Source organism: Bacillus massilinigeriensis, assembly GCF_900111815.1.
Lineage (GTDB): Bacteria > Bacillota > Bacilli > Bacillales > Cytobacillaceae > Mesobacillus_C > Mesobacillus_C mediterraneensis.
The window spans coordinates 105,211-120,336 of the sequence record NZ_LT630004.1 but is presented as its reverse complement, the minus strand read 5'-3'; the positions used below and the strand labels follow the sequence as shown (position 1 = coordinate 120,336).

18 protein-coding genes and 1 pseudogene are annotated in these 15,126 nt (G+C 43.4%); 6 read left to right on the top strand and 13 right to left on the bottom strand.

Annotated features, from left to right (window positions below; translation table 11 throughout):
* Positions 1–528: 528 nt before the first annotated feature.
* On the bottom strand, positions 529–942 hold the full coding sequence (locus BQ5796_RS00655) for a YbaN family protein (protein WP_071458506.1): 414 nt from the start codon (positions 940–942) through the stop codon (positions 529–531).
* 132 nt (positions 943–1,074) lie between these two features.
* Here BQ5796_RS00655 and proC point away from each other — a divergent pair, with 132 nt between their 5' ends.
* Positions 1,075–1,881 carry a pyrroline-5-carboxylate reductase gene (proC, locus tag BQ5796_RS00650; protein ID WP_071458505.1) on the top strand — a complete coding sequence of 269 codons (807 nt, stop codon included), beginning with the start codon at positions 1,075–1,077 and terminating at the stop codon, positions 1,879–1,881.
* Positions 1,882–1,996: 115 nt separating this feature from the next.
* Here proC and BQ5796_RS00645 read toward each other — a convergent pair.
* From BQ5796_RS00645 to BQ5796_RS00605, 9 genes and pseudogenes are all read right to left on the bottom strand, one after another.
* Positions 1,997–2,453: pseudogene (locus BQ5796_RS00645) on the bottom strand (ASCH domain-containing protein).
* A 310-nt stretch (positions 2,454–2,763) separates the two neighbouring features.
* Complete coding sequence (locus tag BQ5796_RS00640) at positions 2,764–2,967, bottom strand: ChaB family protein (RefSeq protein ID WP_071458503.1); 204 nt, start codon at positions 2,965–2,967, stop codon at positions 2,764–2,766.
* 297 nt (positions 2,968–3,264) lie between these two features.
* Positions 3,265–3,972, bottom strand: a complete 708-nt coding sequence (locus tag BQ5796_RS00635; RefSeq protein WP_071458502.1) for a DNA alkylation repair protein — start codon at positions 3,970–3,972, stop codon at positions 3,265–3,267.
* A 103-nt stretch (positions 3,973–4,075) separates the two neighbouring features.
* Entirely contained in the window at positions 4,076–5,518 is a 1,443-nt protein-coding gene (gene nagE / locus BQ5796_RS00630) for an N-acetylglucosamine-specific PTS transporter subunit IIBC (RefSeq protein WP_071458501.1), read from the bottom strand.
* A gap of 218 nt (positions 5,519–5,736) precedes the next feature.
* On the bottom strand, positions 5,737–6,060 hold the full coding sequence (locus BQ5796_RS00625) for a nitrous oxide-stimulated promoter family protein (protein ID WP_071458500.1): 324 nt from the start codon (positions 6,058–6,060) through the stop codon (positions 5,737–5,739).
* Positions 6,061–6,242: 182 nt separating this feature from the next.
* Entirely contained in the window at positions 6,243–6,659 is a 417-nt protein-coding gene (arsC, locus tag BQ5796_RS00620) for an arsenate reductase (thioredoxin) (protein WP_071458499.1), read from the bottom strand.
* Between the two features lie 42 nt (positions 6,660–6,701).
* Complete coding sequence (locus BQ5796_RS00615) at positions 6,702–8,006, bottom strand: arsenic transporter (RefSeq protein WP_071458498.1); 1,305 nt, start codon at positions 8,004–8,006, stop codon at positions 6,702–6,704.
* Between the two features lie 15 nt (positions 8,007–8,021).
* The gene (locus tag BQ5796_RS00610) at positions 8,022–8,339 is read right to left on the bottom strand and encodes an ArsR/SmtB family transcription factor (protein ID WP_234969282.1); all 318 of its coding nucleotides are present in this window, start codon (positions 8,337–8,339) and stop codon (positions 8,022–8,024) included.
* Between the two features lie 79 nt (positions 8,340–8,418).
* Positions 8,419–8,652, bottom strand: a complete 234-nt coding sequence (locus tag BQ5796_RS00605; protein WP_428839279.1) for a thioredoxin family protein — start codon at positions 8,650–8,652, stop codon at positions 8,419–8,421.
* A gap of 756 nt (positions 8,653–9,408) precedes the next feature.
* On the opposite strand from BQ5796_RS00605, the gene BQ5796_RS00600 reads away from it, so the two are divergent.
* The 4 genes from BQ5796_RS00600 to BQ5796_RS00585 all read left to right on the top strand — a co-directional run bounded on the left by BQ5796_RS00600 (position 9,409) and on the right by BQ5796_RS00585 (position 12,555).
* Positions 9,409–9,597: a hypothetical protein gene (locus BQ5796_RS00600; RefSeq protein WP_071458496.1), complete on the top strand. Its 189-nt coding sequence runs from the start codon at positions 9,409–9,411 to the stop codon at positions 9,595–9,597.
* A 181-nt stretch (positions 9,598–9,778) separates the two neighbouring features.
* The gene (locus BQ5796_RS00595) at positions 9,779–11,140 is read left to right on the top strand and encodes an IS4 family transposase (RefSeq protein WP_071458495.1); all 1,362 of its coding nucleotides are present in this window, start codon (positions 9,779–9,781) and stop codon (positions 11,138–11,140) included.
* A 424-nt stretch (positions 11,141–11,564) separates the two neighbouring features.
* Positions 11,565–12,155: a DUF421 domain-containing protein gene (locus BQ5796_RS00590; protein ID WP_071458494.1), complete on the top strand. Its 591-nt coding sequence runs from the start codon at positions 11,565–11,567 to the stop codon at positions 12,153–12,155.
* Positions 12,156–12,342: 187 nt separating this feature from the next.
* Positions 12,343–12,555: a hypothetical protein gene (locus BQ5796_RS00585; protein WP_071458493.1), complete on the top strand. Its 213-nt coding sequence runs from the start codon at positions 12,343–12,345 to the stop codon at positions 12,553–12,555.
* 62 nt (positions 12,556–12,617) lie between these two features.
* Here BQ5796_RS00585 and BQ5796_RS00580 read toward each other — a convergent pair whose 3' ends face one another.
* The 3 genes from BQ5796_RS00580 to BQ5796_RS00570 form a co-directional block, all read right to left on the bottom strand.
* Positions 12,618–12,761, bottom strand: coding sequence for a YvrJ family protein (locus BQ5796_RS00580; RefSeq protein WP_071458492.1), 144 nt, complete (start codon positions 12,759–12,761; stop codon positions 12,618–12,620).
* Positions 12,762–12,835: 74 nt separating this feature from the next.
* Positions 12,836–13,054 (bottom strand): DUF2922 domain-containing protein, encoded by a 219-nt coding sequence (locus tag BQ5796_RS00575; RefSeq protein WP_071458491.1) that lies wholly within the window; start codon positions 13,052–13,054, stop codon positions 12,836–12,838.
* 37 nt (positions 13,055–13,091) lie between these two features.
* A complete protein-coding gene (locus tag BQ5796_RS00570; RefSeq protein ID WP_071458490.1) occupies positions 13,092–13,307 on the bottom strand; it encodes a DUF1659 domain-containing protein in 216 nt (71 codons plus the stop codon).
* 342 nt (positions 13,308–13,649) lie between these two features.
* Between BQ5796_RS00570 and treP the strand changes: the two genes are divergently transcribed.
* Positions 13,650–15,074 carry a PTS system trehalose-specific EIIBC component gene (gene treP / locus BQ5796_RS00565; RefSeq protein ID WP_071458489.1) on the top strand — a complete coding sequence of 475 codons (1,425 nt, stop codon included), beginning with the start codon at positions 13,650–13,652 and terminating at the stop codon, positions 15,072–15,074.
* Positions 15,075–15,126 lie beyond the last annotated feature (52 nt).

Here is a 15,126-nt window from a genome sequence, read left to right as displayed (position 1 = left end):
CTCCTCTTTCCCTGGTCAGTTTTTCAGACTCGTTCTTTAAAACGAACCCTACAACGTGATTATAGTACGTATTGTTCTTTTTTGAAAACGGGCAAATCAGGCATATTTTCTATATAAAGAATACTTATTGTGAAAATGCTCCTGTTTACTTCTGTTTTCTCTCTATTTCGTTCTTTAAAAAGAATTTTTTGTTCTTTATAAGCCACCGCAGCGAGAAGTGACATTAATCTGATTAATTCTCCAAAATTCGCTTCGTTCAAGTGATGTTATGCTTTCTAAAAGAAATGGTTGGTGAGCTGTTTTTGGTTTACAGATTAAAGCTAATATAGGACTACATGGAATCTACTGCAGATGTTTTGTGGTTTACCGGAGATAAATGGGGAATTACCGTAGATATCATAATTGGAACAGCATCCAGCATGAGAAAATTGAACGTGTAATCGGTTACCCATCCTCTCTTTAACACTGTACAGCGCCGGGGGTCAGGCACGCTTTAACACTTTATTTCGTTAAAAAACCACAGCCATGTTACGGCTGCGGTTTTAGATTTGGCGTTATCGTTCTAATTTTCGTAATGAAATAATAATATTTGTAGGCAACGATGAGAAGCAATGTGAGCCTCAACATTAAATTATCGTTCATAATAAAAGGAATAGCCATCATCGTATCGGAAATCAGGGAGATTGTAATCTTCTGGCGACGCGTCATCGCCCTATCCCTCACAAAGCTTTCCAAATACTTTTTATATACACCAGTTCCTTTAAACCATATTTCAAACCGCTTCGACCCCTTAGCAAAAAAGAACGATGCCAACAGTAACAGCGGTGTTGTCGGAAGCAGCGGGACGACAATCCCAACAATTCCGAGCCCCATAAAAAGAAAACCGAGGGAGACATAAACGATTTTCGCTAAATTTATAATAGTGTTCCACTCCTTTGTCATCCATCAGCCTATATTTTACTACACTTTCACGATTCTTTTAATAGAATAAGCATTTTTTTCAGCCGTCAAAAGCTGGATGCATGTTATAATCGCGGCAAGAGTTACTTTTGTACATAGAAAGGATGTCTTTCCATGACACGAAAAATCGGCTTTATCGGATGCGGCAACATGGCAATGGCGATGATTGGCGGTATCGTCCGTTCAAGATTTGCAAGCGGAAACGAAATTATCGCATCGAACCGAACGCGTGAGAACCTGGAAAAAATGCAACAAGCTTTCAAAATTGAAATAACACAAGATAATAAAATGGTTGCACAACAGAGTGACTTTCTGTTCCTGTCTGTCAAACCAGAGGTGTATGAGACAGTAATAGAGGAAATCAAAGACATTATTAAGGAAGATTCCATCATCATCATGATTGCAGGCGGACAGACAATTGCTCGAAATGAACTCCGGTTCGGTCGGAAAGTCAAACTTGTGAGGGCGATGCCTAACACTCCCATTCTGGTTGGAGAAGGTATGACAGCATTCAGCGTTAACAGCGAAATCACGGAGAAGGAAAAAGACGAGCTGATAAGTCTTTTCGAAGCATTCGGCCGTACAGAACTTGTGGAAGAAAGCATGATAGATGCAGTCAGCGGAGTAAGCGGTTCGTCGCCTGCCTACGCATTCCTCTTTATCGAGGCGCTTGCCGACGGCGCCGTCCTCCATGGCCTTCCTCGCAAACAGGCATATATGCTGGCATCGCAGGCGCTTCTCGGAGCGGCAAAAATGGTGCTGGAGACAGGCATGCATCCTGGAGAACTCAAGGACCATGTCTGCTCTCCCGGCGGGTCAACAATCAAAGCAGTGGCAGCACTCGAGGAAAACGGCTTCCGCTCAGCCGTCATCAAGGGACTCGGGGCAGCAATCAGCAAAGCGAAAAAGATGGACGAGTAGGGTAATATACATCGGTGATTGGTGGTCCATTTTAATTATAAGACGAACCATATTCATACGTTTAAGCAGCAACTATATCGCATTCAAAAACGCTCGGAATAATTCCAAGCGTTTTTTACTTATTTCTTACATTCACCAATTTAAATCGTTATAAAAACGAGCATCATTTCTTCCGAATATTCAAGTCCGACAGCACTTAATTCTTCAGAAAAGAACTTTTCATGGGTTTCTCTCCAGTATTGGTAAGTTATATCTCCTTCACCTTCTGCAATAGCGAACTCCTCTGGAACTTTATTCAATGGCATGATCTGCACATCTACTGTTTTAATAATCGCCAAAGGCTCATCTTTACTATTCAAAATAATGCTGTAATCTCCAACGGAAGGCATTGGCTCGTTTTCCATTCCATAAAAAATCGGTCCTGAACAAGTAGCTGTTTTTACTCCATCTATAACTAATTGATCCAAATAATCTGGACTTGCTCCGAATTGCCATGCATCTACTTTTTTGGGTTTCTCTTTACTTTGAGAATCCCAATATCTATCCCAATATACTTTCGACGCTTCATTCAAATTTTTCTCCCCCTTTAAAAGCAATAAGTACTTCTTTAAAACTAGCTAAAATTATGCACGTACCTCTCATTCATACTTATTTTTCAGCAACTCAAGAATAAAAGATTGGATGGTTACGTGCATTTTTTATGTTCAAATTGTGTAAGAACCCCAACAAATATTATAGAAACCGAAAAAACAAGGAAGAAGACAAGGAAAAAGGCAGTTAAGAGTCCAAATGAATGAACTTTCAACTGCCTCTTATCATTTTAGATATTTCAGCGGCGCCCTGGCTGGGATAACTTTTCTTACAACTCAATAAAACTCCTGGCTAACCTTCCTTCTCCACCCATTTATCATCTTCATTTTTTTCATACTTTTTCTTCACTGCACTCCAGGCAACCTTAAAGGCAGTCTCTTCCTCATCATACTCTTCGCTTGCAGAGTTGAATGCTTCTTTAAAGATTTCCTGTGCGTGATGAGGCAAATTGTCTTTGACAGAATCCGGCAGATCACTTAGTTTATCATATGGCATAGCGTTTCCTCCCTACACATGTTCATTTGAGTATTTTCCTGATTATACAGTTTTGAAACGCATAATTCCTGGAAATATAGCCCCATGTGCAGAAATAACACTCAACTGCCCGCCATTAAAACTCTTTTTCAAACTCACTGCCATATGAACTTTTGCACGTCCATCTTTGCTTACTATGCGAGACGCTCTTCTTGGCAGTATGAACACACACATGTTTCCTAAATTCCTCAATATATAACATGGGCCAGGGACAAATGGACAGGGTCCTTGTCCCGTACAGCCCATACTACGGATCGCTCAACATCTAACATATTTCCGTTTAAAGCCAATCCTCCCTCTATCAGCCTCCTTCTGGATATTTTCTGATGCCCGCAGGAAACTGCTTTTCTTTTTGTCGCGCTTCACTTCTACAGGCCCTATCGTTGTTGCGGTCTCTAGCGCCTTTTCATGGAGGGGCAAATAGGATACACCAACCGTGGTAACAAAATTATTCATGGCGGATTTCGTACGTTCTGGAGAATCATGGATGGCGCCTTTTACTTTTTCCAGCATTTTGGATAGCTTCTCTTTTGAAAATTCAGCGTCCGGGCGATTACCCAAAAGCCAGCAGTAGCAGCTCCAGCCCCCTGACATTCGCAGCTCTTCCCCGCTTTCAATCCATTTATCTGCAACTTTCTGTGCAATATCAGTTTCAGCTAATGTAACAGCCACCACATAATCTGACAGCATGTAAAAATAAGCTGCATCCATCCAGCGGTCAAAATCTGTCTCGGCCATAGATTCAGGATCTGCTATAATGCCTGCAAAGTACATGGCATCGTAGTTTCCTGTTGCGTATAGCTCCTCTGCCAAAGGCTGATTTTTCTTGATTTTTTTAGCGATTGGCTTCATTGCGCCTGTAGCAACGCCAAAAAGCGGCTCGCGGGCGCCGTTTGATATGTACATTTTCTTCGTCCGCTCCTTGCCGAGAGCCTCAAGCTCCTGCATAACTGTATTTAAATCCATCGATTAACCCTTCCTTCTGAATGACTTTTATAAACGAAAGTGCCTCAGCTCCTCTTATGCAATAAAAAGGAGCAGCACCGATTACATTGCGCTGCTCCTCCCATTATTTGCGAAGTTTTTCCACTTCATCCGCCACAAATTGAACATGTGGTCCAATGATGACTTGGATATTGTTCGCTCCGACGACATTGATGCCAGGAACGCCAGTACTCTTGATTTTTTGCTGATCGACCCCGTCCATACTTTTCACTTCGACGCGAAGCCTTGTCGCACAGTAATCGACTGCTGTTACGTTTTCATCACCGCCGAGGCCGTCATAAATCTTCGCAGCCATCGCAGCGTATTTGTTATCGCCCTTTTCCACGTTTTCTTCTACTGCGCCCTCTTCTTCTTTTTCACGGCCTGGTGTCGCAAGATTGAAGCGGATAATCAAGAAGCGGAATATGAAGTAGTAAATAACCGCAAATACAAGGCCTTGAACAATCAGCATATACGGCTCGTTTGCAAGCGGAAGCCTTGAGCTCAAGAACAAGTCAACAAAGCCAGCGCTGAAGCCGAATCCCGCTGTCCAATGGAAGGTTGCCGCAATACAGAGAGAAATCCCTGTCAGAACAGCGTGAACCACATAGAGAAGCGGCGCTGCGAACATGAAGGCGAATTCAAGCGGCTCTGTTACCCCTGTGAAAAATGCGGCAATTCCTGCTGCGAGCATAAGAGAGTATACCTGCTTCTTCCGTTTATCCTTCGCTGTATGGTACATCGCTAGCGCAGCAGCAGGCAATCCGAACATCATGATCGGGAAAAAGCCAGCCTGGTACATTCCGGTAACTCCTTTTACCCCTTTTCCGCTCCAGAAGTTTCCGATGTCGTTAATGCCGGCAACGTCAAACCAGAAAACAGAGTTTAAAGCGTGATGGAGTCCTGTCGGGATTAACAGCCGGTTGAAGAAACCGTAAAGACCTGCGCCAACCGCTCCCAGCTTACTGATCGCTTCCCCGAACGATACAAGCGAGCTGAATACCGCTGGCCAGATAAAGAACAACGCAACGGAAATGAGCATCATCGCTACAGATGTCATAATCGGAACGAGCCGCTTTCCGCTGAAGAACGCCAGTGCATCCGGTAACTTCACATGGCTGAAACGATTGTACATCGCAGCAGCAATGATACCCGATAAAATACCGATAAATTGGTTTTCTATTTTTGTAAAACCAGGATTTACACTTTCCACATCCACACCTTGCAGCATCGCAACAGATGCTGGCGACAGCAATGTTGTCACAACAAGGAATGCGAGAAGTCCGCTCAGTGCGGCAGAGCCGTCCTTTTCCTTTGACATCCCAAGCGCGACACCAAGTGCGAAAAGCATCCCCATATTGTCAATGATGGAACTGCCGGCCTTGATTAAGAAAGCAGCTGCCGCATTGCCTCCGCCCCAGCCAGAAGGATCGATCCAGTAACCGATTCCCATAAGAACGGCAGCGGCTGGAAGAACGGCGACCGGAAGCATTAGCGATCGGCCAAGGTTTTGAAGAAACTTCATCATAATGGCATTCCCCCATACATTTAATTTCTAACCCTTTGGACAGCGACACTGGCACAATCTTTACAATCCGGCCCCCTTGCTGACATTTTTGCTTAAGAAAACGAATAGGACAATACTATTTTGAAAAGCAGCGGGAAAGCGATTTCATATTTATAGTGATTAAGGGAGACAGACAATGCTTCTAATATCTTGATTTGCTGTCCCCGATATTAAACATTTTATTTGTTCAGCAAGTGTTTGATGGAGTAAATAGGATGATACAGCAGCATCCACGGGCCGGAATAACGCATGACCGATTTCATTTTTTCCCGAAAAACGGGCTTATAGCAATGGACAGAACAATTCGAGCATGCTGTCTTTTCTTCCCCAAAACGGCAAAGCGACAGGCGAAGATGCGCGTATTCCTTCAGCTGGCTGCACTCCTGGCACAATGCTGCGGAGTGATGCTTCTTCCTGCAGTAAAGGTCAATCATTTTCGAAACCATTTCTTTTTCCTTTCTGATAACAGGACCATCATTAGGTTCCCTCTTAGCGCGTCCCATGTTACATCCCTCTTTTCAAGTTGATTGTAACATCGTCCTTGTATGAGGCAATATTAAAAATGTTACAACAAGGTGAAGTTTAAGAGCTGGCATGACACTCTTTATATTCCAACCTTTTTTCCATCTTTGTAATATGATTTTTCCGCACAAGCTCTTCCCAAACGCCAAACAAAGGGCTGGTTTCACTCTCCTGTTTCCGCAAATAGTCGAATCCGCTCGCCGATTTCATCTCTTACTCGCCGGAAAAAGCTCCATTTTTCTTCTTCTGTGCCCTCAGCTTTCGCTGGGTCATCAAAGCCCCAGTGCACTCTTTTTACATGCGGCGGTGTTGCGGGACAATGGTCATCCGCATGGCCGCAGAGCGTCACTACAAGGTTTGCGCTATTCAAAATTGCTGGGTGAATCACATCCGATGTTTGTTTCGAGATATCAATTCCTACCTCTTCCATCGCCCTTACTGCGCTTGGGTTTAATCCATGCGCCTCAAGGCCTGCGCTTTTTACCTCCCAGCCTTCAAGATGCTTTTTCGCCCAGCCTTCTGCCATTTGGCTGCGGCAGGAGTTTCCTGTGCATAAGAAATAAATTGTTTTATCTGCCATACTAAAAAACCTCCTCTTTTATGAAACAAAAGGCACATCCAACTAATATGATGAAACGATCATCAGCCAAAGGTACAAGCCGGATAATGTAATCAGCAATGTTGGTATCGTAAGAATGACACCTGTCTTGAAGTATGTCCCCCAAGAAATTTTTACACCTTTCAATGAAAGCACGTGAAGCCAGAGCAGCGTCGCAAGCGAGCCGATTGGCGTGATTTTCGGGCCAAGGTCGGAACCGATGACATTCGCGTATACAAGCCCTTCCCTGATGATGCCAGTTGTATTCGTATCCGCGATTGCGAGCGCATCGATCATAACAGTCGGCATATTGTTCATCACAGAGGAAAGAATCGCCGCGACGAATCCCATCCCAATGGTGGCCGCAAACAAGCCTTGATCCGAAACCGACTGGATGACATTCGCTAGCACATCTGTCAAACCTGCATTTCTCAATCCGTACACAACAACATACATCCCGACTGAAAAGAACACTATCGCCCATGGAGCCCCTTTTATCACTGCGCCTGTGTTAACAGCTGCGCTTCTTCTCGCCATTGTTAAAAAGAAAATCGCTACAGCGCCAGCAATAAACGAGACTGGGATTCCAAGCGCTTCGCTGATAAAGTAGCCAGCGAGCAAAAATCCGAGCACCGCCCATGACAGCTTGAACATGGCATGATCCTTGATGGCTTCTGCAGGTTTTTTCAGCTGGACTGGATCAAAACGTCCGGGAAGGCTTTTCCGAAAGAACAAATAGAGGACAAGGATACTTGCAGCAAGCGAGAACAAATTCGGCACAATCATCACTGTTGCGTACTCGATGAACCCGATATCAAAGAAATCTGCCGAAACAATATTCACAAGATTGCTGACGACTAGCGGCAGTGATGTAGTATCGGCAATGAAACCGCTCGCCATGATAAACGGAAAGACCATCCTGGAATCGAACTTCAAAGCGCGAACCATCGCCAGTACAATCGGCGTCAAAATCAATGCGGCACCGTCATTCGCAAAAAATGCTGCCACAATCGCCCCGAGGACCGTTACATAAACAAACATCCTGATGCCATTCCCTTTGGCGGCACGGGCCATATGTAGAGCAGCCCATTCAAAAAATCCAATTTCATCCAAAATAAGCGAGATAATAATAATTGCAATAAATGTAAGTGTAGCATTCCAGACGATGCCTGTTACATCAAGCACGTCTCCAATATCGACCACTCCAGCAATCAATGCAAGCACTGCCCCGCCGCATGCTGACCAGCCAATCGACAGTTTCTTCGGCTGCCAAATGACGAGCACAAGAGTGAGTAAAAATATCAATGATGCGAGCACTGTTGAAAGCAAACTGTACTCCTCCTATCAATCACAAGTAATTTGCAGACTATTTTTCAAGTTCTCTTCCTGGCTTGGAAAATGGCTCAGGATATCCTGCATAAGAGGATAAAACTCCGACTCTTTGTTCAGCGAGTAATAAATCCACTGGCTTTTTCTCGATTCAGTGACAAGCCCCGCATCCTTCAATTTCCTGATATGCTGGCTCACAGCAGGCTGGCTCATTTCAAAAATGGCAGTGAACTCACACACGCAGCAATCGCGGCTTTCCAGGATTTTGAACATTGACAATCTTGTGCGGTCTCCTAGAAGCTTTAGAAGTACTGCCCCTCTTTCTATTTCCATTCTCCCACCTCCGAACATCAGTATATAAGAATTTGCTTATATGCACAACGTAAAAAAAAACCGCTTCAATCAAGCGGTCCTAGATCAGAAGTTCCCTTATCTGGATTGGCGATAATAGCTTCCCTGCGGAAACCACTTTTTCATCGACCACGAGCGCAGGTGTACTCATCACTTTATAGCTCATGATTTCCCGGGTATCTTCGACTTTTTTCACTTCTGCCTCCAGTTCCGCTTCCTTTACTGCAGCAAGGACATTCTCTTCCAGCTCTTTACCTTTTTTGCATCCTGCTCCTAATACTTTGATGATCACCATGATTCCCTCCCTCGATAAAATAATATGAAACCCTTATCCTATTATGATAATGATAATGCCGACCGTTAAGGCTCCTGCGAATACCGCAACGCCAGTGCGATTTCTAACAATTTATCCGCCATTAGGCCCCCCCTTTTCTTTTATTGTAAAACTACTATTCTTGTTTTATAGATTTGGATTATGGAGATACTGTGACTATTTCCATTCGAATCTAAAGAAGATGCTATTATCCGTTCGGGTCTGCATGTAGTCAAGTCCTGACTTTTGTGTAAATTGATAAAGCAAGTGTTTTCATCCAAATAAAGTTTATATGGAGTTTGGTTCTCCCCCTTATTTTTTTGAGCGAAACTTCCATGGGCTTTTCTCTTCCTATCCTGAAAGGGATGTCAGAGTCGCACTTAACATTTTGTTTCCAGAGGGAAATTTCAATATTTTAGTAATACATAACTATATTTGCAGTATTATTTTCTATTATGGTATAAGATGGTATATGGTTGGTTGTTTCACCTACTATTTGGAGTGCAAACAACCGCTCACATTTATGGAAATCATTTTAAAAAAAGCTTATTCCCTATCAGGAGTCGTTTTAGCTTTTTTAGTAAGAGCAATTATGAAATTAATTCAATCAAGTATTATAGACTCCTCCGTATATAGTAATCATACGATTTTGAGAAATATCGCCTCCATAGAGAAATGAAGACATACATAGGAACTCTTGCCAATAGGTAAGGAAGTATTCAATCGAGGAGAGATTCGATGAAAAAAATTAAAACCGATTCATTGCAACTCATTTTCAATTCAATCATCGCTATTGCAATGGCTACATTTGCTTATCAAAGCTATAACGAATCCAAGCTAGTTCCATGTGTGGTATTCGCTGCTGTTAGTCTCATCACATTGGCTATTGCGGCATTGTCACTAATGATAAAAAGGAAAGAAAAATAAGCATTTCGATAATTACTCAACTTTCGCACCGATATAAATCGATCCAACCGGCATCGTAATTATGTGTTTCTGCAATTCATTAGGTACCTTGACAATTGAATTGGACAAAAGAAAAACACCTCATCCTATGGTAAAGTAGAATTGTCGAAAAACCACTACCAATAGAAGAGGTGCCTCCTATATGATAGATCAAAACCAATCAAACAATCAACTCCCGAATGAATTGCGCTCGGTTTTTTCCGAGCTAGATATCTTTAGGCATCTTCGGAAGGCTGGTATCACCAAAGCCTTCGGCTTTTCCTGTTCGTACTTATTTCAACTGGTCTTCTGCCTAATCTTTCAACATAAGAATTGGTTTGCGCTGCTGAATTCGAAAAAAGCGGACTGTTATCCTGCGAAGGATGCCATTTATCGATTCCTTAATCAGCCAACATTCAATTGGCAGCGATTCCTTTTGTCGTTCAGCGCTTCAACCATCCAGAAGGTCGATTGTCTGACCGATCACACACGACCAAAGGTTTTCATTGTCGATGATTCGGCGTTCGACCGGAACCGCAGTAAAAAGGTTGAACTACTTGCCCGTTGTTTTGACCACGCATCATTGAAAATGAAATTCTACAAAGGGTTCCGGATGTTAACGCTCGGCTGGTCGGACGGTTCCACCTTCATGCCAATCGATTTTTCCCTGCTCAGTTCCAAGAAAGCACAGATTAACGGCATCTCATCGGACATCGATAAACGTACGTCTGGTTACAAACGCCGGATGAATGCGCTTCAAACGGCGCCTGAACAGATTCCGGACATGATCCGCCGTGCGCTTGCGAATGGTATCGATGCAAGCTATGTTCTGATGGACTCCTGGTTCACCTTACCTCCGCTTGTCCAAGCCATTAAAGGACAGGGATTGGATGTAATCGGTATGGTCAAAGAGACGAAGCAGCGGTACCTAGCGGGTGGACAACGGGTTTCGTTGAAGCAATTGTATAGTTTGGCGCAACCTATCCAGGGTAAAAAAGGAATTCTTCGTTCCATTCACTGTGTCATGGCTAACGGAACGTGCGTCAAGATTGTCTTCGTCCAAAATCGCAACAAGAGAAGCGAATGGCTGGCCATCCTCAGCACCGACAAAACCTTGACCGAACGGGAGATTATCCAGATCTACGGCATGCGTTGGGACATCGAGGTTTTCTTCAAGACGACCAAATCGCTGTTAAAACTCCAGAAGGAGTTCCAAGGGCGTTCCTATGATGGGTTAATTAGCCATACAACGATAGTATTTGCCCGCTATATTGTTTTGTCGTGGCAAAATCGCTGCAACACCGACCAACGCACACTCGGCGGCCTTTTTTATGAATTTTGTGATGAAGTAAATGAACTCGATTGGGCAGTTGCGCTCCAGCAGTTGATCGAGCTTCTTAATGATGTCCTGAAGCAGACCAATACGAAAATGAAAAAGCACATTGAATGTCAATTACAACTTTGGTTGGCCAATCTGCCCAGTTATATCAAGGCTTATTTGCCGATTTCACTCTGCGAAAGTTGAGATAATTATATTAGTTGCACAAAATAATTGCCTCATAATAAGAATGTTGATTTCCGAACCAGGCGCATGCTTTCTGCGGGGCGTGCGTCAAGCCTGTCCAGCTTCAGCGCTTTTTAAGCCTATGGGGTCCCGACTGTCACGCTGATCCCGCCGGGGGTCGGCGCCTTCCTCTCCAAATTCAACATATATAGATTACATATTTGATTCCTCATTATAGAAGCGGTTTTTCTATTGGCAACGAACGATTTTAAAGCAAAACCTCGAAATTTTCATTTTTATTTTTTCCTCGTCCTTTTTATTCCGCCTTTTATTATGAATGCGATTGCTCTTTAAAATAACTTGTTTCACAAGCCGGTCTCTAATATGTATAAGATGGGAGCTTGGACAAACAATAAAAGGCAAAGAGCAGAAGGGGTATCATCATATGGATCTTACATTAATTTGGCAAACGATACTTATTTTTATTGCGGGAACCATTATTTTAAGAATTGGTGGAAGAAAAACAATCTCCCAAATGACAATTCCGCAGACGGTTATGATGATTGCTGTAGGCACTTTACTTATCCAGCCTGTCTCAGGCCATGGACTTTGGGCCACTTTGGCAATCGCTGGAATATTGGCGCTTTGTCTAATTTTAACGGAGTTTATTCAATTAAAATTAAACAAAGCGGAAACAGCAATATCCGGGATGGCAGTAGCAGTAATTGAACAAGGCAAAATAATGGAAAATAATTTAAAAAAACTGCGGTTACCCGTTGATAAATTAGAAGAACGATTAAGGCAAGCAGGCATTTCGAGTATAAGGGATGTTCAATATGCTACAATAGAATCCAATGGGCAATTAGGATATACTTTAAAACCAGAAAAACAACCTGCAACAAAAGAAGATATTCAAAACCTTATTAAAGCAATTCAACAAGGAAACCCGCTAAATATTGTTAACCAATCGCAAGATAGTATTTTTACAGAAATTTTCAATGAAACAAATGACGATGTACCAAAACGTTTACAATAGACTCTAAAACGACTTTTTATTCTTAAATATTCTATAAAAACCGTCCTTCACAAAATGAAAAAAAGACCATGCCGAAAGCTTCATCCTAACCCTTCAATCCCTCCCTCGCAACAAACCACCCACATTTTGCCTTTAACAAAAAATGTTATACTATCTCCATAGAACTAGATAGAGAAGGAGGAGGGGTATGATGATGTGGTTTGGATATGGATTTATTCCTCTACTATTATTTTATGTATTGCCTATCGCTTTTGTAATCTGGGCGATACTGACCTTTATTAAATTGCAAAAACAAAAAGTAGAACTCATGAAAGAGCTCGTGAGCAAGTTAGATACCATCGATTTGACGGGGAAAGAAGTCAATCCGACTAAGGACGAAACCCAGGATACAATTTCCTGAACAACTGATTCCGCTATACAAGCCATCCCTTACCATCGGGATGGCTTGTTCTCTATTTTTTCTCATGCTTTTCCTTGCAGCTTGTCGGGCAGGCCTTGGATTGATTGGACGACTGTATCGAGCTTTGCTTCAATGCGGTGCAGCAAATACAGCGTTACGACAATCGGGAAGCCGACATCGCTGATGAATGGAATGAGCTGGTCCACTTTTCCTTCCTCCTCTCCATGCTTATTTTTTTATAAAAATAAGCCGGCCCCGCGCTGGCAACCGGCTGTGTGCATTATGCTAGTTCGTACGGAGTGACGTTTCGCTCGACGATACGCGCTTCGCCGACTGAGGCAAGCGAGCCGCCTTTTGTCAGGAAAGCGTTAGCCGCAATAATCTGCTCCATCGCGTGCTTCACCGCCGCTGGGTCGACCGGCTCCTTCGGATTGTCGACGGAAAGCTTGACGTTCTTGCCAAGGTTTGTGACGAATTGAAGTTCCAACACTTTTGCCATGATTTTCACCTCCTCCCTCTTTTAGTGATGGCCTTCATTAAACGATTTCCAGGCTGTCGTTGCGTTCAACGGTGATGAACGGGTAAGCGCTAAGGCTGGAAAGTGCTAGTGCAGCCTGCTGGATTTGCGTAGCGGTCGCCTCTTTGTTCACGTTGCCGTAAGTCTTGCCCTTCACGATCACCTTGCCTTCCGCATTCATGCCAGCTTCAAACTTCAGCCTGATGCTTGTCCCTTTTAAGAGTGCCATTGCCATGTCCCTCACCTCCTTTCACCCTATATATATGGATTTGCGGGCAAAAAGGACAGGGTGTGAGAGAAAAAAAGATGTTCTCGAGTATATTTCTATTTCCTTCGTCAATTACCAGATGGGGCCTTCTCCATAAGCCGCTTTCTCTAATCCTAGAAACAAACCGAAAAGGTGGAAAAAATTCCCTGATTGACAAACATGTATATACAAGTTAGAATAAAAAAGTAGTCATACTTGTATATACATGATGCAGCATAAACTAAAATGTAAACGCAAACATTATCTGTATTTTGAACAAATCCTTGATAAACCAATGAAGAACAAAACCGAACACAGGGGGGAAACCAAATGTCAAAGTACACTGAACCAGCGAAAGAACTTCTTGAACACATTGGCGGGAAAGAAAATATTGCAGCGGTCACTCATTGTGCAACGAGAATGCGTTTTGTCTTACATGATCCAAACAAAGCAAATATGGAAAAAATTGAAGCGATCAAGCTTGTGAAAGGAACATTTACGCAAGCCGGCCAGTTTCAGGTTATTATCGGAAACGAAGTAGCAAGCTTCTACAACGAATTCAAAAAGTTATCGGGTGTCGACGAAACATCCAAGGACGAGGCGAAAGTTGCCGCAAAACAAAACATGAACTGGCTGCAGCGAATGGTGGCTCACCTCGCTGACATCTTTACCCCGCTCATCCCTGCCCTAGTGGTTGGCGGTCTTATCCTCGGCTTCCGCAACGTCATCGGCGATATTAAACTAATGGAAGACGGCACGAAAACCATTATTGAAGTATCGCAATTCTGGGCTGGGGTTCATTCCTTCCTATGGCTGATCGGAGAAGCAGTATTCCACTTTCTCCCTGTCGGCATCACGTGGTCGATTGCCAGGAAAATGGGTGCCTCACCGATTCTTGGAATCGTGCTTGGGATTACGCTAGTATCTCCTCAATTATTGAATGCCTACGGCGTTGCCGATGCAAAAGACATTCCGGTATGGGATTTCGGCTTTGCGAAAATTGAAATGATAGGTTACCAGGCTCAAGTGATACCAGCGATTTTAGCAGGATTATTGCTATCATTCTTAGAAACTAGATTGCGAAAAATTGTGCCTAACTCCATTTCGATGATTGTTGTCCCATTCTTTGCGTTAATTCCAACAGTATTGATTGCACATACTGTTCTCGGTCCTATCGGCTGGACCATTGGTTCATGGATTTCGAATGTTGTATATTCCGGCTTAACCTCAGGATTCGGCTGGCTGTTTGCAGCAATCTTCGGCTTTGCATATGCACCGCTCGTCATCACCGGTTTGCACCATATGACAAATGCGATCGACCTTCAATTAATGAGTGAATTGGGTGGAACGAACCTATGGCCGATGATTGCATTATCCAACATTGCTCAAGGTTCTGCCGTTCTTGCGATGATTTACATTAATCGTAAAAACGAAGAAGAAAAGCAAGTTTCGATTCCAGCTGCCATATCATGTTACCTTGGTGTAACGGAACCGGCAATGTTCGGGATTAACTTAAAATACGGCTTCCCATTCCTGGCCGCTATGCTTGGCTCGCTGTGCGCAGCAGTAATCTCAGTCGGCAGCGATGTTATGGCTAACTCAATCGGTGTCGGCGGCCTGCCAGGCATCCTGTCGATTCAGCCGCAGCATATGGCGATGTTCGCCGTCGCTATGGTCACAGCTATTGTTGTGCCTTTCATCTTAACGCTTACTTTTGCAAAAACCGGCATGAAGAAATTTGCTTTTAAAAAATAATCATGAAGGAGGGAGATGCATCCCTCCTTTTCCATATTATCTAATGAGGAAG